We start from the raw sequence: 24777 nt of genomic DNA on the forward strand, positions 1-24777 counted from the left end.
TCCCCATGACCAGCCAAACTTCCCCGGCAACCAAGAAGCGCATCCTCTCCGGCGCCAAGCCCACCGCAGACTCACTGCACCTGGGCAACTACATCGGTGCGGTCCGCAACTGGGTGGACATGCAGGCGGAGTACGACGCCGTTTTCTTTATCCCGGACCTGCACGCCATCACCGTGGACTTTGACCCCTCTGAGCTGGCGAAGCGGACCCGCATTGTGGCTGCCCAGTACATTGCCGCCGGCATCGACCCGGACAAGAGCATCTTCTTCGTCCAGTCGCATGTGCCCGAGCACGCGCAGTTGGCTTGGGCCTTGAACTGCATCACAGGTTTCGGTGAAGCTTCCCGCATGACCCAGTTCAAGGACAAGACGCAGAAGTCCGGCGCCGACGCCGCCACCCTGGGACTCTTCGCCTACCCCACGCTCATGGCCGCGGACATCCTGCTGTACCAGACGGACCTGGTGCCGGTGGGGGAGGACCAGCGCCAGCACCTGGAGCTGACCCGGAACCTGGCCCAGCGCTTCAACACGCGGTTCGGTGCCACGTTCACCGTTCCGGAGGCCACCATCGTCAAGGAACGCGCCAAGATCTACGACCTCCAAAACCCCAGCGCCAAGATGTCCAAGACCGGTGAGTCACCTAACGGCGCCATCCAGCTGCTGGAAGATCCCAAGATCGCCGCAAAGCGCATCAAGTCCGCAGTGACTGATGCCGGGACGGAAATCCGGTTCGACTCCGAGGAAAAGCCCGGCGTCTCCAATCTGCTGACCATCTACTCGTCTCTGACGGGTAAGTCGGTGGCGGAACTCGAAGCCGAGTACCAGGGCAAGATGTATGGCCACCTGAAGGTGGACCTTGCGGAGGTGGTGGTGGAGTTCGTCACGCCGCTGCGTGACCGCACCAACGAGCTGATGGATGACCCCGCGGAACTGGACCGGTTGCTGGCGCAGGGTGCGGAGCGTGCCCGCGAAATCGCTTCGGTAACCCTCGGCCAGGTTTACGAGCGCATGGGCTTCCTCCCGTCCTTCTCCCTCGCAGGAGTCCGCTAGCGCCATGCCATCCAGCAAAGTCACCGCAAGGGAAGGCTCCCGCTCCACTCAGGTGGCGGGAAGGTCCGGTAACCCCCAAGGCGACCCAGCGGTGGCCACCGGCAGGAAGGTTTCCACCGCCCCCCCTACGGAAGACGTCAGTGTGGGCGTCATCCTGGGCTTTCCGCCGGAGGTGGCTGAAGAGCTGCAGCGCTGGCGGGCTTCATTTGGCGACCCGCTCGCGGGCGTGGTTCCGGCCCACATCACACTGGTCACCACCACTCCCACGCAGGATTGGGAGGCGACCCGGGAGCATGTCCGGAAGGTGGCCCGGAACCAAAGCCCCTTTATGGTCACCATCGCCGGGACCGGGACGTTCCGTCCGGTTTCCCCCGTGGTGTTCATCAATGTGGAGGACGGCTTCACGGACTGTGTTGACCTGCACGAAAAGCTCCAGCAGGGTCCCCTCCAGCGGGAGCTGCCCTTCGCCTACCACCCGCATGTGACCATCGCCCACGACGTTGCTCCGGAAAGCCTCGATGAAGCCGAAACGGTGCTGAAGAACTACAGGGCCAGCTTCCCCGTGGTTAGCATGGGACTGTACGAGCATGATGCTGACGGCATCTGGCAGCTACGGGAAGAGCTGGACTTTGGTACCGAAACTGACAACGACGCCGGCAGCCGATTCGCGGACGCCAGCTCAGACACAGCAGCTGAAGCAAGCGGAACAACAGCCACTTCCCACTGAGCAGGCCCGCCTGAAGCTCGCCGTCATTCAAAAGCGGATGGAGCTGGGCAAGGCGCGCAGGGCCGGCGGCGGCCCGTTCGCCACCCTGATGGCCACGTTCCAGTGGCTCCTCGCCCGCCTAAATGCCTTTCGTCCCATGCGTGCCTTCCGGCACTACACACTCCAGCATGGTCCGCTGATGAGCGCCGGCATCGGCTTCAACATGTTCTTCTCCATCACAGGCCTGCTCGCTACCGGGTTCTCCGTCGCAGGCCTGGTGCTGCGGGGGCAGCCCGCGCTGCTGGAAACGATCATCAGCAGCGTGGCCTCAAGCGCGCCCGGTCTCCTGAAGGTGAACGGCGGCGGCGGCCTTGTTGACCCGCAGGACCTGCTGAACCCGGATGGGCTCGGCTGGACGGCAGCAATTGCGGCCGCAGTGACTGTTTTTACGTCGCTGCGTTGGATTGCCAGCTTGCGGGACGGGCTGCGCGGCGTTATGGAACTGCCGCCGCCGCTGCTCAACCCCATCCTCCTGAAGCTGCGGGATGCCGGCACCCTGCTGCTCCTCGGTGTGGCGCTGGTGATCAGCGCCGGCGCTTCCCTGGTATTCGGGACGGCGGCAGGCTGGGTCACGGAGTTCCTGCAACTGGATGAAGTCCTGGCCGGCCCGCTGACCACGTCCATCAAGATCGGGGTGCCCCTGGTGCTGAGCTGGGTTACGGCACTGATCATGTTCCGGTTGGCCGGCGGCCTGAAATTGTCCCGCAGGGCCCTGCTGGAGGGCACCATCCTGGCGGCCCTGGGTACTACAGCGCTGCAAATCTTCAGCACGGAACTGCTGGCCGGGGCAGGCCGGAACCCGATCCTTGCGCCGTTCGCCATCATCATCGGACTGCTGATCTGGTTCAACCTCGTGAGCCAGGTCTACCTCGTTGCAGCGGGCTGGGCGGCCGTCCGGGAGGCCGACCTTAAGCACCATTCATCCGGGCACGAGAAGGGCATGTGGGGAGCCCGCCAGGTCCAACCGGGCAAGGTGCCTGTCCAGCCGGGGAAGGGCGCCGTCCCCAAGGACAATGGCACCGCGCCTGCTGGCAGGCGTCGAGGAATTGGCCGGCCCAGCCAGCGATAATCCGGGCCGGCCGGACGCTACGGTGCCGCCACCAGTCCTTCCCACCTCACCGTCCAGTCGGATGGGAAGCCCGGGGCATTCCGGCCCGGTCCGTTGTCCCACCCCGCCGCCATCAGTGCGGCGGCCGCGAGCAGGCCGCCGTTACCGGGCAGGTACAGCGGCAGGGAGTCTGTTTGGCGGTTATGTCCGTTGGGCAGCACCGTGTTCTTCCCGGCGTCGAGCAGGAGCGCGTTGACAGCAGCCTCCGGGTCGTCGAGGCGGGCGGCAGTCATTGCCATGACGGGGTAGTCCCAGCCCCAGGTACTGCCCCAGTCCCAGTCAGCAAGGACATCGGCGAGTGTTGCCCGCATAATGTCCTCGTCGATCAGGTCTGTCTTGGGCACGACGCCGAGGGCGCAGAGCATCGAGGGATGGTCCGTCCTGATGGTGAACGGTTCCACGTCGATGGCGGCGTAAATGCCATCGGTCACGCATGGCTTTACCAGGCCATCGGCCACCGCGCGCCAGGCTCCGACAGGTTCGAGCCCCAGCCGTTCCCGCCAGCTGGCTGCAGTCCGAAGGGCCCACTGCCAATACGCCAACTCGAAGGTGGGATTGGTCACGGACGCCCGGATGGAGCCATAGCTCTCCTGCGCAGGAATCAAGGGCGGACCCAGCTCAAATCCGCGCTCTGTGGGATGCGCGAAGCTGGCCATAAATGCAGCCGACTCGAAGACGATCTCCGCGAACTCTTCGAGCACCTCCCGGCTGGGATTGGAGCGGTATACGAGTTCGGCCAAGTAGATGGGGTGCGGCTGCTGCCAGATCAGGAAGGTCCCGATGGGGCTGGGGCTTTCCCTTCCGTCAGGGCCTACCTGCTTCGGCCAGCGCACGCCGTCGAAACCCTGTGTCCTGGCGGTCTGCCGCGAGGTCTCCAACACAGTGGAGTACCACCGCAACGATGGCAGCAGGAGGTCCACACGGTTCCAGAGCGCAAAGTGCGCGGCGTGCCACCAGTGCATTTCGAGGTGGAAGCGGCCACGCCACGAGTTGCACACGAGTCCTGTTTCCTGCGGGGTCATGGAGCCTGAACAGTTGACTGCGGTCAGGTACTGCGAGAGAACAATCCGGCGTTCCAGTTCCTTGGCTCGCGGATCGTCCGTCGCATCAAGCTCGATCGCGCCGCCCGAGGACCAAAACCGGGGCCAATACCCCTCCGAGGCGGCGGCCACGCTGCTGCCGGCCTCGAGGCTGTTGCCCTGTGAAAGGCCGACGGCGGACCGGCCTGATGCGGTATTGCCCGGCTTTGCTGCCGGCAGGGTTACCTCCCTGTCGCCTCGGGGGACGCAATCGCCGTCGCCGGCCGAGATGAAAGCAAGACTGCAGTCAAGGACGCCCGGACGGTCCGGGACGCCGTTGTCGGGCGTTATCCGGAGGTGGTGCTGCCCGGTCTGTTCCACCTTGAGCAGGCGTCCCGTGATCAGCACCTGGTAGCGGGAGTTGTCCAACTCGCGGCTGGCGGTCCAGCAGGTGGATCCGGAATGCTGTTGGGACCCTGTGGGTTCGCCGAGGCTGGTGGTGTGGGCGTCCGGGCTGTTCCAATCGGCCGCATCGTGCCACGCCTCCGAGCCGTAGGGAAAATCGATGCCAATCACCAAACCCTCATGGAGAGCGGGCGACTCCACGCGAAGGCCGAGCTCGCCGCGGTGGGGGTGGCATGCGGTGGTGACGGTGACCGGGTGACCGGCAAGTGTGAAGCGGCTGGTTACTAGGCCGGTCCACAGGTCGAGCGTTTGTTCGGTGTCGGTGACATCAGCTTCGGTGAGCGCACGTTCTGTTCCGGCCTCTGCCAACCTGAAGCCGATGCGTCCCAGATCCAGGCGGTGCGGGTTGGCACGCAGCCATGTTTCACCTAGCGAGGTATCGGTTTCACGGTCGTTGACGATGTCGCCCACCATGTCCACATATGGCACCGGCCCACGCGGTGAGTCGTAGAGGACCGTTGAGTCGGCCAAGTCATACTGTTGCCGCGGGAGAGTCGAATGCCACCCCCATTGGGCCTGCGTGCCAAGAAGCGTTCCGGGCGGCAGTTCGTCCCGTGAGCCCACAGGGTAGGTGTCCGGCAGCGATTGAAGCCCGGTCAGGTCCATGGTGAAAGCGAACTCGCCGTTGCCCACGGACACGGGGCTTGCTGGGTCAAAGGCCAGCTGGCGGACATTGTGCCGCCGGACGAGTTCTTCCCTCCTGATCATGCCGCCTGGGACGGCGCCGGGGGAAGGGAGAGCCGGGGGAGTAGCGGTGGTTTGGCTGTGCACTGTGCACGCCCTCCTGAAGGAAGCAACGTAAGAAAGCGTTTTCTGGACGCGGTTAATCCTTGTGGCGGCTCAAGCCCCTGTCAAGCCTTGGGCTGCTCAGGGCCGCTCAATTCCGAATGTCGATGCGAAAACCACAGTGTCCGCGAGTTCCCAGAGGCGTCAGCGGGCGCCGCCCGACAGGCTACTGGGCCGCGTCGAGGTATTGGTCGGCCCAGGCAGCGATGATCCGGCCGGCGCGCGCCGCCTGGCCCTTCCCGGTCAGGAGATGGTCGCTGCCTTCGAGGGACACAAAGTTCCGGGGATGCCGTGCCGTCTGGAAGATGGTGCTGGCATTCTCGATGCCCACGGTGTTGTCCGTGGGGGAGTGCAGCACCATCAGCGGCTTGTGCAGCTGCTTAATGCAGTCCGTCAGGTCGGCGTTCTCCAGGTCCTCAACAAAATGCTTACGGATCTCCACCCGCTTCCCGCCAAGGTCCACCTCGGCGCTGCCTTCGCTCAGGATTTTGTCCAGGGCGGCGTCGAAAACATGCGCCACGTGCTTGGGTGAGAAAGGCGCACCAACGGTAGCGACGGCGTCGAGCTCGGGGATTTCCCGCGCTGCAGCCAACACAGCGGCACCGCCAAAGGAATGCCCCACCAGGAGGGAAATCTGCTTTCCCTCGTTGCGCATGAACTCCGCCGCCTTCACCGTATCCGCCACCTTATGGCTGAAGGAACCGGCGGACCACTCGCCGGCCGAGCCGCCCAGGCCCAGGTTGTCGAACCGCAGCATTCCCACGCCGCTGTCCGCCAGCGCCTTGCACATCCGCGAAGCGGAGGGCGCATCCTTCCCCAGCGTGAACCCGTGGGAGAAGACACCCCAGCCCTTGACCGGTCCATCCGGAACGTCGATGATGCCGGAGAGCATTTCGCCGGTGGAACCGGCAAAGGAGACTTTTTCAGAGCGGGACATGTCGTCCCCTTTCCTTTGGTGCGAATGGCTGTGGGCCCACGCCCGCCGGGTTCCCTGGCCGAGCTTACGAGGTCAGGGGGCGGGTGGGGAGAAACAACGACGGCGCCGTTCCCCCTTGCGTGGGGAAGGCGCCGTCGTTTAGCTGGATCCTTTGTCAGATCTTGCGGGAAAGAATGGCCTGCTTGACCTCTTGGATGGCCTGGGTCACCTGGATGCCGCGGGGGCATGCTTCCGAACAGTTGAAGGTGGTGCGGCAGCGCCACACGCCTTCCTTGTCGTTGAGGATCTCCAGGCGCATGTCGCCGGCGTCGTCGCGCGAATCGAAGATGAAGCGGTGCGCATTGACAATCGCTGCCGGGCCGAAGTACTGGCCGTCGGTCCAGAACACCGGGCAGGACGACGTGCAGGCGGCGCAGAGGATGCACTTGGTGGTGTCGTCGAAGCGCTCACGGTCCTCGGCGGACTGAAGGCGTTCCTTGGTGGGTTCGTGGCCCTTGTTGATCAGGAACGGCATAACCTCGCGGTAGGACTGGAAGAACGGCTCCATGTCCACAATGAGGTCCTTCTCAACCGGCAGGCCCTTAATGGGCTCCACGGTGATGGGCTTGGACGTGTCCAGGTCCTTCAGGAGCGTCTTGCAGGCAAGGCGGTTGCGGCCGTTGATGCGCATGGCATCGGAACCGCAGACGCCATGCGCGCAGGAGCGACGGAAGGACAGGCTGCCGTCCGTTTCCCACTTCACCTTGTGCAGGGCGTCGAGGACACGGTCCGTGCCGTACATGGTCAGGTGGAAGTCATCCCACGTGGCCTCCTCGGAAACCTCGGGGTTGTACCGGCGGACGCGCAGGTGCACATCGAACGTGGGGATTTCGCCGCCGCCGCCGACGCCGGCAGGCAGTTCAATCTTTGAGGCTGGCTCAGCGGTTTCAGCGGTCATCTTAGTACTTCCTCACCATCGGCTCGTAGCGGGTAAAGACAACCGGCTTGGTGGCCAGGCGGATGCCGGCAATTGCCTCTGCTGATCCATCCGCCGGGGCGTGGTCGTCCTTGTACGCCATGGAGTGCTTCATAAATTTCTCGTCGTTGCGGTCCGGGAAGTCCTCGCGGAAGTGTCCGCCACGGGATTCCTCGCGGTACAGGGCTGCCACGGTCATCACCTTGGCCAGTTCCAGCAGGAAGCCCAGCTCCACAGCCTCAAGCAGGTCTAGGTTGAAGCGCTTGCCCTTGTCCTGGACGTTGATGCGCTTGTACCGCTCCTCGAAGGAGGCGATGTCCCGCAGCACCTGGTTCAGGGTCTCCGCGGTGCGGAAAACCTGCATGTTGGCGTCCATGGTGTCCTGCAGTTCCTTGCGGATCACGGCCACCTTTTCTTCGCCGACACCGTTGCGGGCAATGTCCAGCAGTTCGGTGGTGTACGCCAGCGGGTTCTCCGGCAGTTCCACAAAATCAGCCGTCTTGGCGTACTCAGCGGCGGCAATACCGGCGCGCTTGCCGAACACGTTGATGTCCAGCAGCGAGTTGGTGCCCAAACGGTTGGAACCGTGGACAGAGACGCATGCAACCTCGCCGGCTGCGTAGAGGCCGGGGACCACGGTGTCGTTGTCCTGCAGGACCTCGGTGGTGATGTTGGTGGGGATGCCGCCCATGGCGTAGTGCGCCGTCGGGAAAACGGGAACCGGTTCCGTGTAGGGCTCCACACCAAGGTAGGTGCGGGCAAACTCGGTGATGTCCGGGAGTTTGGCATCGATGTGCGCCGGCTCCAGGTGGGTCAGGTCCAGGAGGACGTAGTCCTTGTTCGGGCCGCAGCCGCGGCCTTCGCGGACTTCGTTGGCCATGGAACGGGCCACGATGTCGCGGGGCGCCAGGTCCTTGATGGTGGGGGCGTAGCGCTCCATGAAGCGCTCACCCTCGGAGTTGCGCAGGATGGCGCCTTCGCCGCGGGCGGCTTCGGACAGCAGGATGCCCAGGCCGGCGAGGCCGGTCGGGTGGAACTGGAAGAACTCCATGTCCTCGAGGGGGATGCCGCGGCGGAACGCGATGCCCATGCCGTCACCGGTGAGGGTGTGGGCATTGGAGGTGGTCTTGAAGACCTTGCCGGCGCCGCCCGAGGCGAACACTACGGATTTAGCCTGGAACACGTGGAGCTCGCCTGATGCGAGGTCGTAGGAGACCACACCGGCAACGCGCTTCTGCTTGTAAGACGTGCCGTCTTCGCGGACTGCGTCCTCTTCGACCGTCAGCAGGTCCAGGACGTAGTACTCGTTGTAGAACTCAACGTTGTGCTTGACGCAGTTTTGGTACAGCGTCTGCAGGATCATGTGACCGGTGCGGTCCGCGGCGTAGCATGCACGGCGGACCGGAGCCTTGCCGTGGTCGCGGGTGTGGCCGCCGAACCGGCGCTGGTCAATTCGGCCCTCAGGCGTGCGGTTGAACGGCAGGCCCATCTTTTCCAGGTCCAGCACGGCGTCGATGGCCTCTTTGGCCATGACCTCTGCGGCGTCCTGGTCAACCAGGTAATCGCCGCCCTTGACGGTGTCGAACGTGTGCCACTCCCAGTTGTCTTCCTCGACGTTGGCAAGGGCCGCACACATGCCACCCTGCGCCGCACCAGTGTGCGAGCGGGTGGGGTAGAGCTTGGTCAGTACTGCTGTGCGGGCGCGTTGACCGGACTCGATCGCGGCGCGCATGCCAGCGCCACCGGCACCGACGATGACGACGTCGTACTTATGGACCTGCATACCAGACGCTCTTTCTCTCAAAATTCGCAATAAAACAAGGGGCGGGCGTTGCCCGCTCCGCAAAACAAGGCCCGCGGTTGTACCCGCGGGCCCGGCATAGTACCGATGCTAGGCAGGGCAGAAGCCGCCGGGCAGGGGAACACCGTCAACCACGGGGCACGGGTCGAAGGTGAAGATCACCAGGGTGCCCAGCACGATGATGACGACGGTGGCCGAGTAAAGGACCGTCTTCAGCCAGCGGCGGGTTGAATCCTTTTCGGCGTAGTCATTGATGATGGTGCGGACACCGTTGGTGCCGTGAAGCATTGCCAGCCAGAGCATGGTGAGGTCCCAGAACTGCCAGAACGGGTCGGCCCACTTGCCGGCAACGAAGCCGAAGTCAATGGCGTGGATGCCTTCGCCCACCAGGAGGTTCACAAAGAGGTGGCCGAAGATGAGGACTACCAGCACCACGCCGGAGAGCCGCATGAACAGCCAGGCAATCATTTCGAAGTTGCCCCGGCTTCCGCCGGTGCGGCGGTACTGGGGGGCGATACGCCCGCTGCGCGGGCTCTCGATGGTTGCGGACATGGTTTAGTGACCTCCGAGCGCGAGGGACAGGTGGCGGATGGAGAAGGCGACCATGGTGACCAGCCAGAGGCCCAGGACTGCCCAGAGCATCTGGCGCTGGTACTTGGCGCCCTTCTTCCAGAAGTCCACTGCGATGATGCGCAGGCCGTTGAAAGCGTGGAAAACGATGGCGGCAACGAGGCCGGTTTCCCCCAGGGCCATCAGGGGGTTCTTGTAAGCACCGATCACCGCGGTGTAGGCCTCCGGAGACACCCGCACCAAGGAGGTGTCCAGGACATGGACCAACAAGAAGAAAAAGATCACTACACCGGTAATCCGGTGTCCTACCCAGGACCACATGCCTTCACGGCCGCGGTACAAGGTGCCAGCTGGTTTTGTCGGCACTGATAAACCTCCCTGCAACACAGCGGCGCTGGCATGAGATCCACGCGGGGGGAACGCCTGCTGCGAGAGCACTCGTAGCTCGGAGCCTAAATCTAGGCTCCGCTAACAGCTTATTCAATTTAGGAACTCCTTGGTGCCCAGTAACGGCAAGGAATCCGCCGATTAATGAGACAAACACCACAATCCCGCGCAGTCCGGCCGGTTTATGTTGCGGCGAGGGCAGCCGGAAGGGGCCGCCGGTAGCGGGTCGGCTAAAGTAGGCCTTGATGAGTACAGACAAAGTGACAAGCCCGGTTTCACCCCTTGACCGCTTCATCGCGGTGATCCCGGCAGGCGGCGTGGGGACCCGCCTCTGGCCCCTGTCGCGAGCCGCAGCTCCCAAATTCCTGCACGATCTCACCGGCTCGGGCAGCACGCTGCTGCGCGCCACCTACGACCGGCTGCACCCGCTCGCCGGAAGCCGCGTGCTGGTGGTGACGGGGCAGGCGCACCGTGAAGCAGTGTGCCGGCAGCTCCCGGAAGTGCAGGAGTCAGACCTCGTGCTGGAGTCCGAGCCTAAGGATTCGGGCGCGGCGATCGGCCTTGCCGCTGCCATCCTCCACGAGCGTGATCCGGACACCATTATGGGTTCCTTCGCTGCAGACCATGTGATCAGCCCGGACAACCTTTTCCAGCAGGCAGTCCGTGAGGCTATCCACACTGCCGCCGCCGGCAAGATTGTGACCATCGGCATCAAGCCCACGCACCCATCCACCGGGTTCGGTTACATCCGTTCCGGGCAGGACCTGCACATCGAGGCGGCGCCCAGTGCCCAGGACGTGGTGGAGTTCGTCGAAAAGCCGAACGAGGAAGTCGCCCAGCAGTACGTGGACAGCGGCAACTACGTGTGGAACGCGGGCATGTTCGTGGCACCCGTTGCGCTGCTGCTCAAGCACCTTGAAGCCAACCAGCCCGAGCTGTTCCAGGGCCTGCAGGAAATCGCGCGTGCCTGGGACACTCCCGCCCGCGATGAGGTGACGGCCCGGGTCTGGCCCACGCTGCCCAAGATTGCCATTGACTACGCCGTTGCCGAACCTGCCGCCGAAGCCGGGGACGTCGCCGTCGTGCCGGGTTCCTTCCGCTGGGACGACGTCGGTGACTTTGCGTCGGTGGGCCGGCTCAACAGCGCCAGGGAAGTGGACGACGTCACGGTGCTGGGGGAGGGCGCGCGCGTCTTCACCGAGAACTCCAGCGGCGTGGTGGTCACCGACACCAAGCGCGTGATCGCCCTGATCGGGATCCAGGACGTTGTCATCGTGGACACTCCGGATGCGCTGCTGGTGACCACCATGGCCAACTCGCAGCGGGTCAAGGCGGCGGTGGACGCCCTCAAGGCCAGCGGGGATACCGACGTTCTCTGAGGCGGCGTTTCTGCTGGCGCGGGCCGCGGATGTAACGCGAAGACCGCGATGGCCCGTATTCCAGCGACCCTCGCTAGAGTGAACCAGTGCGCAATTACACTACGGAAGCCGAGCCCACCGCGCTGGTGGCTCCATGGCTTGAGCCGCTCCTGCCGGAACTGATCGATTTCCGCCGGGACCTGCATGCGCACCCGGAACTGTCCTTCAAGGAATTCCGCACTACGGACAAGCTGGTTGACAGGCTCGAAGCCGCCGGCCTGAACCCGCGCCGCCTGGACGGCACCGGGCTCACCGTGGATGTTGGCGAAGGTCCCATCGCCACGGCGCTGCGCGGCGATATTGATGCGCTGCCCATCATCGAGGAAACGGGCCTGCCCTTTGCCTCGAAGAACCATGGCGTCACCCATGCGTGCGGCCACGACGTCCATACCACCACCATGCTGGGCATCGCCCTGGTCCTGCACCGGATGCACCTGGAGGAGCCGCTCGGCGCCACCGTCCGCATCATCTTCCAGCCCGCCGAGGAAACCATGCCGGGCGGCGCGCACTCGTGCATCGAGCAGGGTGTCCTGGAGGGGGTTCCCCGAATCCTGGCCCTGCATTGTGATCCGCGCATCGAAGTGGGCAAGATCGGCACACGCATCGGTGCCATCACCTCCGCCTCGGACACCATCCGGATCGAACTTTCCGGCCGCGGGGGCCACACGTCCCGTCCGCATCTGACCGAGGACCTCGTGTTCGCCCTGGCGCAGATCGCCGTCAATGTTCCTGCCGTCCTGTCCCGCCGGGTGGACGTCCGGAGCGGGGTCTCGGTGGTGTGGGGCCAGATGTCCGCCGGCTCGGCACCCAATGCAATTCCGGGAACCGGCTACATGGCCGGAACCATGCGCTGCCTGGACCGCGAGGCGTGGCACGCCGCCGGGGAGCTGCTGGATGAGGTGGTGCACCAGGTGGCTGCCCCCTACGGCGTTGATGTGCGCCTCGAGCACACCAGGGGAGTTCCCCCGGTAGTCAACTCCGAGCACGAGACGGCCATCATCGAAGCGTCTGCCCGCGCTGAAATCGGCGAAAGCGCCGTGGTGCTTACCCCGCAGTCCATGGGCGGGGAGGATTTCGCCTGGTTCCTCGCCGAGCTTCCAGGCGCCATGATGCGGCTTGGCACCAAGACGCCGGGCGGCGAGGAATACGACCTCCACCGCGGCGACTACATCCTGGACGAGCAGGCCCTGGGCCTCGGCATCCGGGTCCTTACGGCTGCCGCGCTGCGCACCATCCGCGACCTTTAGCCAAGGGCGCAGGCCCGCCGTCGTCCCGCCACAATCTGACAGAGGGACGGCGGGCCTGGGGCGATTAAGTTGTGCACAATTGAATTGCGTCCTATGGTATTTCTATGACTGATGCTCCGCGGCTGAACCGCCAGGTGTGCTTTGCGCTCTACTCGGCCTCCCGTGCCGCAACGGCCGTCTACCGGCCCGTCCTTGACGAGCTCGGCCTGACCTATCCCCAGTACCTGGTGATGCTGGTGCTTTGGGAGAACGAGCCGCGGGGGGTAAAGGAGCTGGGCGAGGAACTCGGCCTCGATTCCGGGACGCTCTCGCCACTGCTGAAGCGCCTGGAGTCCCTGGGGCTGGTGGAGCGCCGCCGCTCCGGCGAGGACGAGCGCCGTGTCGCCATCCACCTGACGGCCGCCGGACGTGACCTCAGCGAAAAGGCTGGCGCCATTCCCAGGCGGCTGGCCGAGGCCGCAGGGCTTACGCCCGAGGAGCTCGACCAGCTCCACAACACTCTGGGCCGGTTGACAGCCGCGCTGCAGAACAGCCATTGAGAGCATCAGCCCAAAGTCATCAACCCCTGGAACAGGACGGATACACCGTGAAACCTCTTTACACTGCAGAGGCCCTCGCCTCGGGCGAAGGACGCGACGGCAATGCGCGGACCAACGACGGCAAGCTGGACGTTGCCCTGTCCAGCCCCGTGGAGCTGGGCGGAAACGGCCAGGGAACCAACCCCGAGCAGCTCTTCGCCGCCGGCTATGCAGCGTGCTTCCACTCGGCACTCCGCCTGGTGGGCCGCAAGGAACGGGCTGACCTGACAGGCTCGGCAGTGGCTGCCAAGGTACACCTCGGCCAGCTGAATGACGCCGGATTCGGGCTTGCCGCGGAACTGGAAATCGCACTGCCGGCACTGGACCTGCCCACCGCGGAAGCGCTGGTAGCCAAGGCACACGAGATCTGCCCGTACTCCAATGCCACCCGGGGAAACATCACCGTGGACATCAAGATCATGGAGTTCGCCGAATGAGCCTCGCAACCCTTCCTGCCACCACCCGCGAAATCCGGCTGGCTTCCCGTCCGGTGGGCCGCCCTGTGGCCGACAACTTCCGGCTTGCCGAGTCGCCGCTGCCCGAGCTGGGGGACGGCCAGATCCTGGTCCGGAATCTCTACATGTCCGTAGACCCCTACATGCGAGGGCGCATGAACGACGTCAAGTCGTACTCAGCGCCGTTCGCCCTGGACAAAGCGCTCGACGGCGGTGCAGTGGGTGAGGTGATCGCGTCACGTTCCCCGGGCCACCGCGAAGGTGACGTTCTGGTGCACAGCCTCGGCTGGCGCGAGTACGCGGTGGTGGACGGCGCCGCTGCCCAGCCCGCCCGCACCGATCTTGCTCCGGCGTCCGCCTTCCTGGGGGCCCTGGGTATGACCGGGCTGACCGCATATGCCGGACTGCTGAAGGTGGCTGACTTCAAAGCCGGCGACGCCGTGTTTGTCTCCGGCGCCGCAGGGGCAGTGGGTTCGCTGGTTGGCCAGATCGCCAAGGCGATGGGTGCCTCCCGCGTGATCGGCTCGGCCGGTTCGCCCGCCAAGGTGGCCCGGCTCCTTGAGCTCGGCTTTGACGCCGCATTCGACTACAACGATGCTCCCGTGCGGGAGCAGCTGAAAGAGGCGGCCGGCCCGGGTGGGATCGATGTCTATTTCGACAACGTGGGCGGCGAGCACCTCGAGGCAGCCCTGGCCGCCCTCAACGTCGGGGGCCGGGTGGCAATGTGCGGGGCCATCGCCCAGTACAACTCGAAGGAGCCGACGCCGGCACCGCACAACCTCATGCTGGCCATCGGCAAGCAGCTTACGCTCAGGGGTTTCCTGGTAGGCGGGCAGCGGCACCACGCCGCCGAATTTGCCGCGAAAATGGCTGGTTGGTTGGCTGACGGCACCGTGCAGTACGACGAAACCATCGTTGACGGGCTCGGGAACGCGCCGCAGGCCTTTATGGACCTGCTCGACGGAGCCAATACCGGGAAGATGCTGGTCCGCCTCCAGCCGTAGCCATAACAGCTGGACCAGGGTAAGGGCGCCGCGCCGGGACGCGGCACCCTTACTGGTTGGTAACAACTTGTAAACAATCTCCGGGACCCGTCCCGCTGTGCTATTGGGACGTGGTGCAGGCCACTAAAGTGGGTGGCATCAGTGCGCTCCGGCGCAGTGCTGCGGACCTCAGTGAAAACAGAATTTCAGTGCAGAAACGGACACTCATTGAATTCGAGCCGCAGCGCCACTCTCTTCATCCTGGAGGAAAATTGAAGACATCACTGCGTGCACAATTCAAGCGCGGTTCAATGGCCGGCCTGGCTACCGTCAGCGCCTCGGCCCTTCTGTTGACCGCCTGCGGTGCAGCCCCCGAAGCCGGAAGCACCTCATCCGCCGGGGCCACCGACTACACCGGCTGCATCGTTTCCGACTCCGGCGGATTCGACGACCAGTCCTTCAACCAGTCCTCCTACGAGGGCCTGAAGAAGGCTGAAGCAGACCTGGGCATCAAGGTCAACCAGGTGGAGTCCAAAACCAACAACGACTTCGAGCCCAACCTGCGCGCCATGGTCACCGCAGGCTGCAACCTCACCGTCACCGTCGGCTTCCTGCTGGGCGACGCTACCAAGGCACAGGCAACCGCCAACCCGGACAGCCACTTTGCCATCATCGACTTCGGCTACGAGACGCCCATCAGCAACGTCAAGCCGATCATTTACGACACCGCCCAGGCCGCGTTCCTCGCAGGCTACCTCGCCGCAGGCACCACCAAGACCGGAACGGTTGCCACCTTCGGCGGCATCAAGATTCCCACCGTGACCATCTTTATGGACGGGTATGCCGACGGCGTGAAGTACTACAACGAGCAGAAGGGCAAGAACGTCAAACTTCTTGGCTGGAACAAGGAGGCCCAGGACGGCAGCTTCACCGGCGACTTCGAGAAGCAGGACGTGGGCAAGCAGCTCACCCAGAACTTCCTGGACCAAGGCGCAGATATTGTGATGCCCGTGGCCGGCCCGGTGGGCAAGGGCGCCGGTGCAGCTTTGAGTGAAGCCAAGGGCGCCGGCAAGGACGTCAAGCTGATCTGGGTTGACTCCGACGGCTACCTTACTGCCCCGGACTACAAGGACATCATGCTGTCCTCCGTCATGAAGCAGATGGGCGACGCCGTGGAGACGGTGGTCAAGGAAGACAAGGAAGGCAAGTTCAGCAACACCCCCTACGTGGGCACCCTGGCCAACGAAGGTGTACAGCTGGCTCCGTTCCACGATCTCGAGTCCCAGGTTCCCGCCGAGCTGAAGAGCGAGCTGGACCAGATCAAGAAGGACATTGTGGACGGCAAGCTGAAGGTGGAGTCGGCCGCCAGCCCCAAGGCCTGATTCCTGCTTGAAGCGCCACCCCCGGTTGGTCAATGACTGGCCGGGCGGTGGCGCTTTTTGCTGCTGCCTGCCTCTTTCGGGTTACCGCCCGCTCATCCTCCGACTGCACCCACTAGGCTGGTGCTGCAGCCACATATCCCGTCCGGTCGACCACTGGACGCTTCGAGATTGGTCAGAGTTTTGAAACTTGAACTCAGAGGGATCACCAAACGCTTCGGTTCCCTGCTCGCCAACGACCACATCGATGTGGTGGTTGAGCCCGGGCAAATACACTGCCTGCTGGGCGAGAACGGGGCGGGAAAATCCACCCTGATGAATGTGCTGTATGGCCTCTATGAACCGTCCGAAGGCGAAATCCTCATTGATGACAACGCGGTGGCCTTCCGCGGGCCCGGCGATGCGATGGCAGCCGGGATCGGGATGGTGCACCAGCACTTTATGCTGGTCCCCGTCTTCACAGTGGCCGAGAACGTGGCGCTCGGCGCGGAACCCACCAAGGCCGCCGGCTTCCTCAACCTCGAAGACACCCGCCGCCGGATCAGGGAGATCTCTGATCAGTACGGCTTCGACGTCGATCCGGATGCCCTGGTGGAAGACCTGCCCGTAGGCGTCCAGCAGCGCGTCGAAATCATCAAGGCGCTGGTCCGCAACGCCAAGGTCCTGATCCTGGATGAACCCACCGCAGTGCTGACGCCCCAGGAAACGGACGAACTTCTGGACATCATGCGCCAGCTCAAGGCAGGCGGCACGTCCATCGTCTTCATTTCGCACAAGCTGCGGGAAGTGAAGGAAGTTTCGGACACCATCACCGTGATCAGGCGCGGCAAGGTGGTGGGCACCGCGGACCCGGCCGCCCCCACAGCGGAACTCGCCTCGATGATGGTGGGACGGGCCGTCAGCTTGAACCTGGACAAAGCACCCGCCCAACCGAAGGAAAAAACCTTCGAAGTCCGGGACCTCACAGTCATCGCCTCCAGCGGCCAGCACGTGGTGGACGGGCTCAGCTTCGACATTGCCCGCGGTGAGATCCTGGCCGTGGCAGGTGTGCAAGGGAACGGCCAGACCGAACTCACCGAAGCCATCCTTGGCCTCCAGGACAGGGTCTCGGGCTCCGTCAAACTGGACGGCAACGAGCTGCTGGGCCGGTCCGTGAAGGAAGTCCTGCACGCCGGCGTCGGCTTCGTTCCGGAAGACCGCAAGGTGGACGGCCTGGTGGGCACGTTCTCCGTGGCCGAAAACCTGGTTCTGGATCTCTATGACAAGCCGCCCTTCGCCAAGGGCATCAGCATGAGCCCGGCGAAGATCCTGGAGAACGCCACAGCCCGTATCGGCGAATTCGACGTGCGGACGCCCTCCGCCGCAGCCGCCGCAGGCACGTTGTCCGGCGGCAATCAGCAGAAAGTGGTGATGGCGCGGGAACTTTCCCGCCCGCTGCGCCTGTTCATCGCCTCCCAGCCCACCCGCGGCGTGGACGTGGGCTCCATCGAGTTCCTGCACCGCAGGATCGTGGCCGAGCGGGACCAGGGCACTCCGGTGATGATCATTTCCACCGAGCTCGACGAGGTCATGGAACTGGCTGACCGAATCGCGGTGCTCTACAAGGGAAAGCTGGTGGGTATCGTCCCGGCCGGCACCAGCCGCGACACCCTGGGCCTCATGATGGCGGGCATCCCGCCGGAGGAACACACGCACCCCACGGGACAGGCGCCCACCGCTGCCGCCGCCTCCACTTCCGACGCCGAAGGAGGCGACCATGTCTGACAAGCATCCCCCCAAGCACGCGGCCGGCGAACACAGGGGCAAAGCGCACGAGGCCACGCCCGCCGCGGAGGAGACGGCCGCCGTCGTATCCGTTGATACTGCCGGCGGCGCCATGGAGCCCTCCGCCGTTCCGGCCACTGCCCAAAGCGGTCAGCTCCCGGGCGGCCCGGACACGCTGCTCCGCAAAATCTTTACCGGCAGCGGCATGGTCTCGGTCCTGGCCGTCCTGCTGGCGCTCATCATCGGCGGCCTCCTCATCGCCAGCACCGACAAACAGGTGGCCACCACCTCCACCTACCTGTTCGCCCGTCCCACCGATTTCCTCTCAGCAATGTGGAACGCCGCTACCCGCTCCTACATCGCCCTCTTCCAGGGCTCGGTCTTCAACCCCCGGGGTAACAGCGTCGCGGCCCAGTTCGCACCGTTTATGGAAACGCTCACCATCGCCACGCCGCTCATCACAGCCGGCCTGGGCGTAGCACTTGCCTTCCGTGCGGGACTGTTCAACATCGGCGGGCAGGGGCAGATCATCGTGGCCGGCATCCTTGCCGCCTGGGTGGGCTTCGCGCTGCACCTGCCCCTGGGGCTGCACCTGCTGCTGGTCCTGGCGGCGGGCATTATCGGCGGCGCCTTCTGGGGCGGAGTGGTGGGGCTGCTCAAAGCCCGGACGGGCGCCCATGAAGTCATCCTCACCATTATGTTCAACTACATCGCGCTGTACTTCCTGCGGTACCTGCTGAACACACCGGCCTTCCAGCGGCCGGGGGAGACGAACCCCATCTCGCCCATCCTGGATCCCACCGCCGTGTACCCGCAAATTTTCGGCACCCAGTACCGGCTGCACCTGGGCTTCCTCCTGGCCATCGCGGCCACTGTCCTGGTGTGGTGGCTCCTGAACCGCTCCACTGTGGGCTTTGAGTTCCGTGCCGTCGGGGCCAACCCCAAGGCTGCCCAGACTGCAGGCATCAACGTTTCCCGATCCACCGTCCTGGTGATGGCCATCGCCGGCGGACTGGCCGGCATGTCCGGCGTCGCCCAGGTGGCAGGCACGGAGAAGGTCCTCACCGACGGCGTGGCCGCCACCTATGGATTCGACGCGATCACCGTTGCCCTGCTGGGGCGTTCGACGCCGTGGGGCACCTTCGCTGCCGGCCTGCTGTTCGGCGCCTTCCGGGCCGGGGCGGTCCAGATGCAGATCCAGACCGGAACCCCCATCGACATCGTCCTGGTGGTCCAGTCCCTGATCGTCCTCTTTATTGCGGCCCCGCCGCTGGTCCGGGCCGTCTTCGGGCTGAACCCGCGCCGCAAGAAGCCTGCCCGCGTGGCCAAGTCCCGCCAGGCAGCCACAACCGGAGGTGCAGCATGAGCACAAAAGTATCGTCGCCCCGCCCCGGAAAACCACAGCCGGGTGACACCTCGACAGACTCCGGCTCCAATGCCGTCTCCGCCAAGCCGGTGACCTGGCGGACGCCGGTCCTGCTCACGGTCTTCGGACTGATCGCACTGGTCTTCTTCGGGTTGATGGCGCCCAACCAGACCGCCAGTTTCGGCATCTCCACAGGCGAGGACTTTTTCCAGCTGCCGGCCCTGGCGGTGAACGCGTTCGCCGGGGGCATCGCTTTGTCCGTCCTCCTGCTGGGACTCGCAGCCTATGCGGTATACCTCAAGACCAAAGACCGGCCCGCCCCCGGCTGGCTGACGGTCACCTTCATCGTCCTGTTCGTGGCAGCGTTCCTGATCTGGGTGGTGGGCGGTGCCCGTACCCCGAGCATCTCGTTGGCCGGCCTCATCGCCGGGTCCGTCACCCTCGCCGTCCCGCTGGTGTTCGGCTCGTTGTCCGGCGTCCTGTGTGAGCGGGTGGGTGTGGTCAACATCGCCATTGAGGGCCAGCTCCTGGGCGGCGCATTCACCGCCGCCATCGTGGCCAGCATGACCCAGAATCCCTTCATCGGGCTGCTGGCGGCCGCCGTGGCCGGGGCCGTGGTTTCCATGGTGCTGGCGCTGTTCAGCATCAAGTACCTTGTGAACCAGATCATCGTGGGCGTGGTGCTCAACGTCCTGGTCTCAGGCGTCACAGGCTTCCTGTTCAGCACCGTTATGCAGGCCAACAAGGCGCAGTTCAATTCACCTCCCGGGCTCGACATCATCGAGATCCCCGTCCTGTCCAGCATCCCCATCATCGGGCCCATCCTTTTCCGCCAGTCCCTGGTGGGATACCTGATGTACATCGCGGTCCTCGTGGTCTGGATTGGCCTCTTCAAGACCCGGTGGGGCCTGCGTGTACGCGCTGTGGGCGAGCACCCTCAGGCGGCCGACACCCTGGGCATCAACGTGAACGCCACTCGTTTCTGGAACGTCACCCTGGGCGGGGCAGTAGCCGGCATCGGCGGGTCCTTCTTCACCCTGGTGGCGATCGACAGCTTCACCAAAGAGATCTCCGGCGGGCGCGGCTTCATTGCGCTGGCTGCCCTGATCTTTGGCCGGTGGAATCCAATCGGCGCGTTCTTCGCCGCCCTGCTGTTCGGCTTCGCAGACAACCTGCAAAGCATCGTGACGATCATCGGCACCCCGGTGCCCAGCCAGTTCATGGCGATGCTGCCCTACCTGGTGACGGTTCTCGCCGTGGCCGGACTGGTGGGCAAGTCCCGAGGGCCGGCAGCCAGCGGCATCCCGTATGTCAAGGGTTGATGGCCGCGTGGAACCCGGACAGGACGTGGACTGGCCCGCACTGGAGGCTGCCGCCGTCGACGCCATGCGAAAGGCCTACACGCCCTACTCGAAGTTCCCGGTGGGGGCGGCAGCCTTAACGGCGGACGGCCGGATCGTCAGCGGCTGCAACGTGGAAAACGCAAGCTACGGCCTGACGCTCTGCGCCGAATGCGCGCTGGTGGGCAACCTCCACATGACCGGCGGCGGCCTGCTCCGCGCGTTCTACTGCGTGGACGGCGGAGGAAACGTCCTGATGCCGTGCGGGCGTTGCCGCCAGCTGCTGTACGAATTCCGTGCCCCCGGCATGGAGCTCATGACCACCCAAGGCATCAAGACGATGGACCAGGTGCTGCCAGACGCCTTTGGCCCCGAACACCTGGAGGGAACCCTGTGAGAGACACCCGCGCAGCGAAGAACAAGGCCGAAGCGTTCGACACCGTCGACATCATCCGCATCAAGCGGGACAAGGGCACGCTGAGCCCGGAACAGATCGACTGGACCATCGACGCCTACACGCGGGGAATCATCGCGGACGAGCAGATGGCCGCCCTGAACATGGCCATCCTGCTCAATGGTATGAACCGTACCGAAATTGCCCGTTGGACGGCTGCAATGATCGCTTCAGGCGAGCGGATGGACTTCTCCAGCCTGCGCCGCCCGGACGGCGGGTTGAAGTACACCTCGGACAAGCACTCCACCGGCGGCGTGGGGGACAAGATCACCCTGCCGCTGGCGCCATTGGTAGCCGTGTTCGGCGTCGCCGTTCCGCAGCTGTCCGGCCGGGGACTGGGCCACACCGGCGGCACGCTGGACAAGCTGGAAGCAATCCCGGGCTGGCGGGCATCACTCAGCAACGAGGAGATACTTGCCCAGCTCCAGGACGTGGGCGCCGTCATCTGTGCAGCCGGCGCAGGCCTGGCCCCCGCAGACAAAAAGCTCTACGCACTGCGCGACGTCACCGGAACGGTTGAGGCCATCCCGCTCATCGCCTCGTCCATCATGAGCAAGAAGATTGCCGAGGGCACCGGCTCGCTGGTCCTGGACGTGAAGGTGGGCAGCGGCGCCTTTATGAAGGATGAGGCCAAGGCCCGCGAGCTGGCGGAAACCATGGTGGCGTTGGGTAAGGATGCCGGGGTCAACACCGTGGCTCTCCTCACCAACATGAGCACGCCGTTGGGCCTGACGGCGGGCAACGCCATCGAGGTGGAGGAATCCGTTGAGGTGCTGGCCGGCGGGGGTCCCGGCGACGTGGTGGAGTTGACGGTCCGGCTCGCCGAGGAGATGCTCGCCGCTGCAGGAGTGCACGACGCCGACCCTGCAGCTGCCCTCAAGGACGGCCGCGCCATGGACGTCTGGAACCGGATGATCGAGGCGCAGGGCGGGGACCCGCGGGCCAAGCTGCCGGCGGCCCGGGAATCCGAGGTGGTTTACGCCCCGGCGGACGGAGTGCTTGTGGAACTCGATGCCTTGGCCGTGGGCGTGGCAGCCTGGCGGCTCGGCGCCGGGCGGGCGCGCAAGGAGGACGCAGTGCAGGCAGGCGCGGGAGTCCGCATGCACGCCAAGCCAGGCGCCGTGGTCCGGGCGGGCGAGCCCCTGATGACCCTGCTCACGGACACCCCGGAACGGTTCCCCCGCGCCAAGGAAGCGCTGGAAAACGCAGTAGTCATCGCCCCCGAGGGTGCACGGCCCGCACAGCGACTCATCATTGACCGCATAGCATAGGGACCCATGCAGGCCATCAATGACTTCATCCTCGCGGCAGCCGGACAGCCCTGGGTGCTTTTCCTCGTATTGGCATGCTGCATCATTGACGGCTTCTTCCCGCCCATTCCCAGCGAGTCAGTGGTGGTGGGCCTGTCCGCCGTTGCTGCCACAGCGGATGTTCCCAACCCCTGGCTCCTGATGCTGGTGGCGGCTTTGGGCGCCTTTTCCGGCGACAACATTGCTTACCTGATCGGGCGCAGGGTGGGCACCCGGCGCTGGGTCTGGATGAGGGGCCCCCGCATGCAAAGTGCCTTCCGGTGGGCAGGCCGGGAGCTGCGCAAGCGCCCGGCGTCGCTCATCCTCGTGGCGCGGTTCGTCCCGATCGGCCGGGTTGCCGTTAACCTCACGGCCGGGGTCACGCATTATCCGCACCTGCGCTTTGTGGGGCTGACTGTCCTGTCGGCCAGCCTGTGGGCGGCATACTCGGTGGGGATCGGCCTGTTCTTTGGCCAGTGGTTTGAAAACAACCACCTCCTGGGCGCTGTCATCGCCATCATCTGTGCGGTGGCGCTGGGGATCGTGGTGGACCTCGTCATCAACCGGGTCCGGCGCAGGCCTGCCATGGTGGAACGGATGAAGGAACCAGAAGCGTAGCTGGACCGTTGTTCGGGCAGGACGGGGCGTAGCAAAGTGCGCCGCGGCCGTGGGACACTTAGGAACGATTTCCGCTTTGGCTGCGTCACTTTTGGCCGGTGCCATTTTGCATAGGAGCAAGACCGCGTGGAGTTTATTAATGAGGCCGTGCTCCATGCAGCTGGCCAATGGTGGATCTACCCGGTCCTGCTGTTGTTTTTCTTTGTGGACGGCTTCGCCATGGTGGTCCCCAGCGAGACCCTCATCGTGGCCCTTGCAGCGTTTTCCCGCCACAGCGGGGAACCCAATCTCTGGATCCTTGGCCTCACCGCGCTGGTCGGTGCCATAGCCGGGGACAACATGGCTTTTATGCTCGGACGCCGGATCGGCCTGAACCGGTGGAAGTGGATGCGCCGGCCCAGGGTCCAGAAGGCCTTCGGCTGGGCGCGTTACGAACTGGACAAGCGCGGCGCCGTGCTGGTCTTCACTGCCCGCTACATTCCCTGGGGCCGGGTGGCTGTCAATTACGTCGCCGGAAGCACCGGTTTCTCCCACCGCCGCTTCTTCCTGCTGGACGCTTTCGCCTGCATCACGTGGGTGGGGTATTCAATCGGCATTGGTCTGCTGGCCAGTTCCTTCCCCTGGCTGCACCACAACCCCCTGCTTAGTGCTGGCATCGCAGTAGTGTTCGCCATTGTGTTGGGCATCCTCATCGACCACCTGCTCCGGTGGTGGCACAAGCATCTGGCCCGCAACGACGCCGAAGAAGTGGATGAGTGGCTCGACGGCGGTCCGGACGGGGCGCGGGACAACCAAACCGTCAGCACCGCAGTCCTGGCACCCACTGCCCGAGAGGGTAAGTCCGCCGCCACCTAGCGGCTGGCATTGGAACCCTGCCCACCCTAAGGTGGGAACGTGACTGAGCCTATTGTTGACGCTGCCCCTGCCATCGATTTTGACCTGAAGAACCTGCCCAAGGTTTCACTTCACGACCACCTGGACGGAGGACTCCGTCCGGCCACCATTATCGAACTGGCCGAGGCAGTTGGCCACACCCTTCCGTCAACCGATCCAGTGGCGCTGGGCGAATGGTTCCGCGAGTCCGCGGACTCCGGTTCCCTGGTCCGGTACCTTGAGACGTTTGACCACACCGTTGCGGTGATGCAGACCGCCGAAGGGCTGTTCCGCGTGGCCAAGGAATTCGTCGAGGATCTTGCTGACGACGGCGTGGTGTACGGCGAAGTACGGTGGGCGCCCGAGCAGCACCTGCAGAACGGCCTCACCCTTGACGAAGCCGTGGAAGCGGTGCAGGGAGGCCTTGAGGCCGGCGTCGAGGCCGTAGGGGAGACCGGCCGCGAAATCCAGGTGGGCCAGCTCATCACCGCCATGCGCCACGCCGACCGCGGCCAGGAGATCGCCGAACTCGCCGTCCGCCACCGCAACAAGGGTGCCGTGGGATTCGACATCGCCGGAGCCGAAGACGGCTTCCTGCCCTCCCGCTTCAAAGAGGCCTTCACCTTCCTTGCCCAGCACAACTTCCCGGCCACGGTGCACGCGGGCGAGGCAGCCGGACTGGAGAGCATCCAGTCCGCTTTGGTGGACGGCCGCGCGCTGCGGCTGGGCCACGGCGTCAGGATCGCCGAGGACATCATGGTGGAGTTCGACGACGATGACGAGACAGAGGACACCATCGGCCTGGTGACCCTCGGCGACCTTTCCAGCTGGATCCGCGACCGCGGCATCGCCCTGGAAATCTGCCCGTCGTCCAACCTCCAGACCGGTGCCATCGCCGGGTTCGGCGATGGCATCGAGAGCCACCCGCTGGACATGCTCTACCAGCTCGGCTTCAACGTCACTATCAACACCGACAACCGGCTGATGAGCGGCGTCACCCTGACCGACGAGTTCGACCTCCTGGTGGAAACCTTTGACTACGATCTCGACGACTTGCTGGAGCTGACCCTGAACGCTGCCGAGGCATCCTTCCTGCCCCTTGAGGAGAAGGAAGCACTGGTGGAGTACATCAACGACGCCTACGCGAACCTTGGCTAACCAGCAGGCACC

23 protein-coding genes are annotated in these 24777 nt (G+C 64.7%); 17 read left to right on the forward strand and 6 right to left on the reverse strand.

Annotated features, from left to right (window positions below; all coding sequences use genetic code 11):
* Window positions 1-5 precede the first annotated feature (5 nt).
* The 3 genes from trpS to M1E07_RS06660 are packed head-to-tail and all read left to right on the forward strand — an operon-like array spanning window position 6 to window position 2884.
* On the forward strand, window positions 6-1049 hold the full coding sequence (trpS, locus tag M1E07_RS06650; protein ID WP_461189469.1) for a tryptophan--tRNA ligase: 1044 nt from the start codon (window positions 6-8) through the stop codon (window positions 1047-1049).
* 4 nt (window positions 1050-1053) lie between these two features.
* Window positions 1054-1776 (forward strand): 2'-5' RNA ligase family protein, encoded by a 723-nt coding sequence (locus M1E07_RS06655; RefSeq protein WP_461189470.1) that lies wholly within the window; start codon window positions 1054-1056, stop codon window positions 1774-1776.
* Between the two features lie 37 nt (window positions 1777-1813).
* On the forward strand, window positions 1814-2884 hold the full coding sequence (locus M1E07_RS06660; RefSeq protein ID WP_461189471.1) for a YihY/virulence factor BrkB family protein: 1071 nt from the start codon (window positions 1814-1816) through the stop codon (window positions 2882-2884).
* A gap of 17 nt (window positions 2885-2901) precedes the next feature.
* Here the strand turns inward: M1E07_RS06660 and M1E07_RS06665 are convergent, their stop codons facing one another.
* The 6 genes from M1E07_RS06665 to sdhC form a co-directional block, all read right to left on the reverse strand.
* Window positions 2902-5115, reverse strand: a complete 2214-nt coding sequence (locus M1E07_RS06665) for a hypothetical protein (protein ID WP_461189472.1) — start codon at window positions 5113-5115, stop codon at window positions 2902-2904.
* 244 nt (window positions 5116-5359) lie between these two features.
* Entirely contained in the window at window positions 5360-6130 is a 771-nt protein-coding gene (locus M1E07_RS06670) for an alpha/beta hydrolase family protein (protein ID WP_461189473.1), read from the reverse strand.
* Between the two features lie 154 nt (window positions 6131-6284).
* Entirely contained in the window at window positions 6285-7067 is a 783-nt protein-coding gene (locus M1E07_RS06675) for a succinate dehydrogenase iron-sulfur subunit (protein WP_104043022.1), read from the reverse strand.
* Window position 7068: 1 nt separating this feature from the next.
* Entirely contained in the window at window positions 7069-8868 is a 1800-nt protein-coding gene (gene sdhA / locus M1E07_RS06680; protein WP_461189474.1) for a succinate dehydrogenase flavoprotein subunit, read from the reverse strand.
* Window positions 8869-8976: 108 nt separating this feature from the next.
* Window positions 8977-9438: a succinate dehydrogenase hydrophobic membrane anchor subunit gene (locus M1E07_RS06685; RefSeq protein WP_050055919.1), complete on the reverse strand. Its 462-nt coding sequence runs from the start codon at window positions 9436-9438 to the stop codon at window positions 8977-8979.
* A gap of 3 nt (window positions 9439-9441) precedes the next feature.
* The gene (gene sdhC, locus M1E07_RS06690; protein ID WP_074446982.1) at window positions 9442-9822 is read right to left on the reverse strand and encodes a succinate dehydrogenase, cytochrome b556 subunit; all 381 of its coding nucleotides are present in this window, start codon (window positions 9820-9822) and stop codon (window positions 9442-9444) included.
* A gap of 266 nt (window positions 9823-10088) precedes the next feature.
* Between sdhC and M1E07_RS06695 the strand changes: the two genes are divergently transcribed.
* From M1E07_RS06695 to M1E07_RS06760, 14 genes are all read left to right on the forward strand, one after another.
* Window positions 10089-11222 (forward strand): mannose-1-phosphate guanylyltransferase, encoded by a 1134-nt coding sequence (locus tag M1E07_RS06695; protein WP_461189475.1) that lies wholly within the window; start codon window positions 10089-10091, stop codon window positions 11220-11222.
* An 86-nt stretch (window positions 11223-11308) separates the two neighbouring features.
* A complete protein-coding gene (locus M1E07_RS06700) occupies window positions 11309-12508 on the forward strand; it encodes an amidohydrolase (RefSeq protein ID WP_461189476.1) in 1200 nt (399 codons plus the stop codon).
* 104 nt (window positions 12509-12612) lie between these two features.
* On the forward strand, window positions 12613-13047 hold the full coding sequence (locus M1E07_RS06705) for a MarR family winged helix-turn-helix transcriptional regulator (protein ID WP_461189477.1): 435 nt from the start codon (window positions 12613-12615) through the stop codon (window positions 13045-13047).
* Window positions 13048-13094: 47 nt separating this feature from the next.
* A complete protein-coding gene (locus tag M1E07_RS06710; RefSeq protein ID WP_461189478.1) occupies window positions 13095-13523 on the forward strand; it encodes an organic hydroperoxide resistance protein in 429 nt (142 codons plus the stop codon).
* Window positions 13520-14545, forward strand: coding sequence for an NADP-dependent oxidoreductase (locus M1E07_RS06715; protein WP_461189479.1), 1026 nt, complete (start codon window positions 13520-13522; stop codon window positions 14543-14545). Before M1E07_RS06710 ends, M1E07_RS06715 begins: the two co-directional genes overlap by 4 nt.
* A 251-nt stretch (window positions 14546-14796) precedes the next feature.
* Entirely contained in the window at window positions 14797-15906 is a 1110-nt protein-coding gene (locus tag M1E07_RS06720; RefSeq protein WP_461189480.1) for a BMP family lipoprotein, read from the forward strand.
* 180 nt (window positions 15907-16086) lie between these two features.
* On the forward strand, window positions 16087-17667 hold the full coding sequence (locus M1E07_RS06725; protein WP_461189481.1) for an ABC transporter ATP-binding protein: 1581 nt from the start codon (window positions 16087-16089) through the stop codon (window positions 17665-17667).
* Window positions 17660-19033: an ABC transporter permease gene (locus M1E07_RS06730; protein ID WP_461189482.1), complete on the forward strand. Its 1374-nt coding sequence runs from the start codon at window positions 17660-17662 to the stop codon at window positions 19031-19033. Before M1E07_RS06725 ends, M1E07_RS06730 begins: the two co-directional genes overlap by 8 nt.
* On the forward strand, window positions 19030-20355 hold the full coding sequence (locus tag M1E07_RS06735) for an ABC transporter permease (protein WP_461189483.1): 1326 nt from the start codon (window positions 19030-19032) through the stop codon (window positions 20353-20355). Before M1E07_RS06730 ends, M1E07_RS06735 begins: the two co-directional genes overlap by 4 nt.
* Window positions 20356-20362: 7 nt before the next feature.
* Entirely contained in the window at window positions 20363-20770 is a 408-nt protein-coding gene (locus M1E07_RS06740; RefSeq protein ID WP_461189484.1) for a cytidine deaminase, read from the forward strand.
* Window positions 20767-22098: a thymidine phosphorylase gene (locus M1E07_RS06745; protein ID WP_461189485.1), complete on the forward strand. Its 1332-nt coding sequence runs from the start codon at window positions 20767-20769 to the stop codon at window positions 22096-22098. Before M1E07_RS06740 ends, M1E07_RS06745 begins: the two co-directional genes overlap by 4 nt.
* 6 nt (window positions 22099-22104) lie before the next feature.
* On the forward strand, window positions 22105-22734 hold the full coding sequence (locus M1E07_RS06750) for a DedA family protein (protein WP_461189486.1): 630 nt from the start codon (window positions 22105-22107) through the stop codon (window positions 22732-22734).
* 126 nt (window positions 22735-22860) lie between these two features.
* A complete protein-coding gene (locus M1E07_RS06755; protein WP_461189487.1) occupies window positions 22861-23589 on the forward strand; it encodes a DedA family protein in 729 nt (242 codons plus the stop codon).
* A 39-nt stretch (window positions 23590-23628) separates the two neighbouring features.
* Complete coding sequence (locus M1E07_RS06760) at window positions 23629-24765, forward strand: adenosine deaminase (RefSeq protein ID WP_461189488.1); 1137 nt, start codon at window positions 23629-23631, stop codon at window positions 24763-24765.
* Window positions 24766-24777: the final 12 nt, after the last annotated feature.

This window comes from Arthrobacter sp. Z4-13 (genome assembly GCF_054792705.1).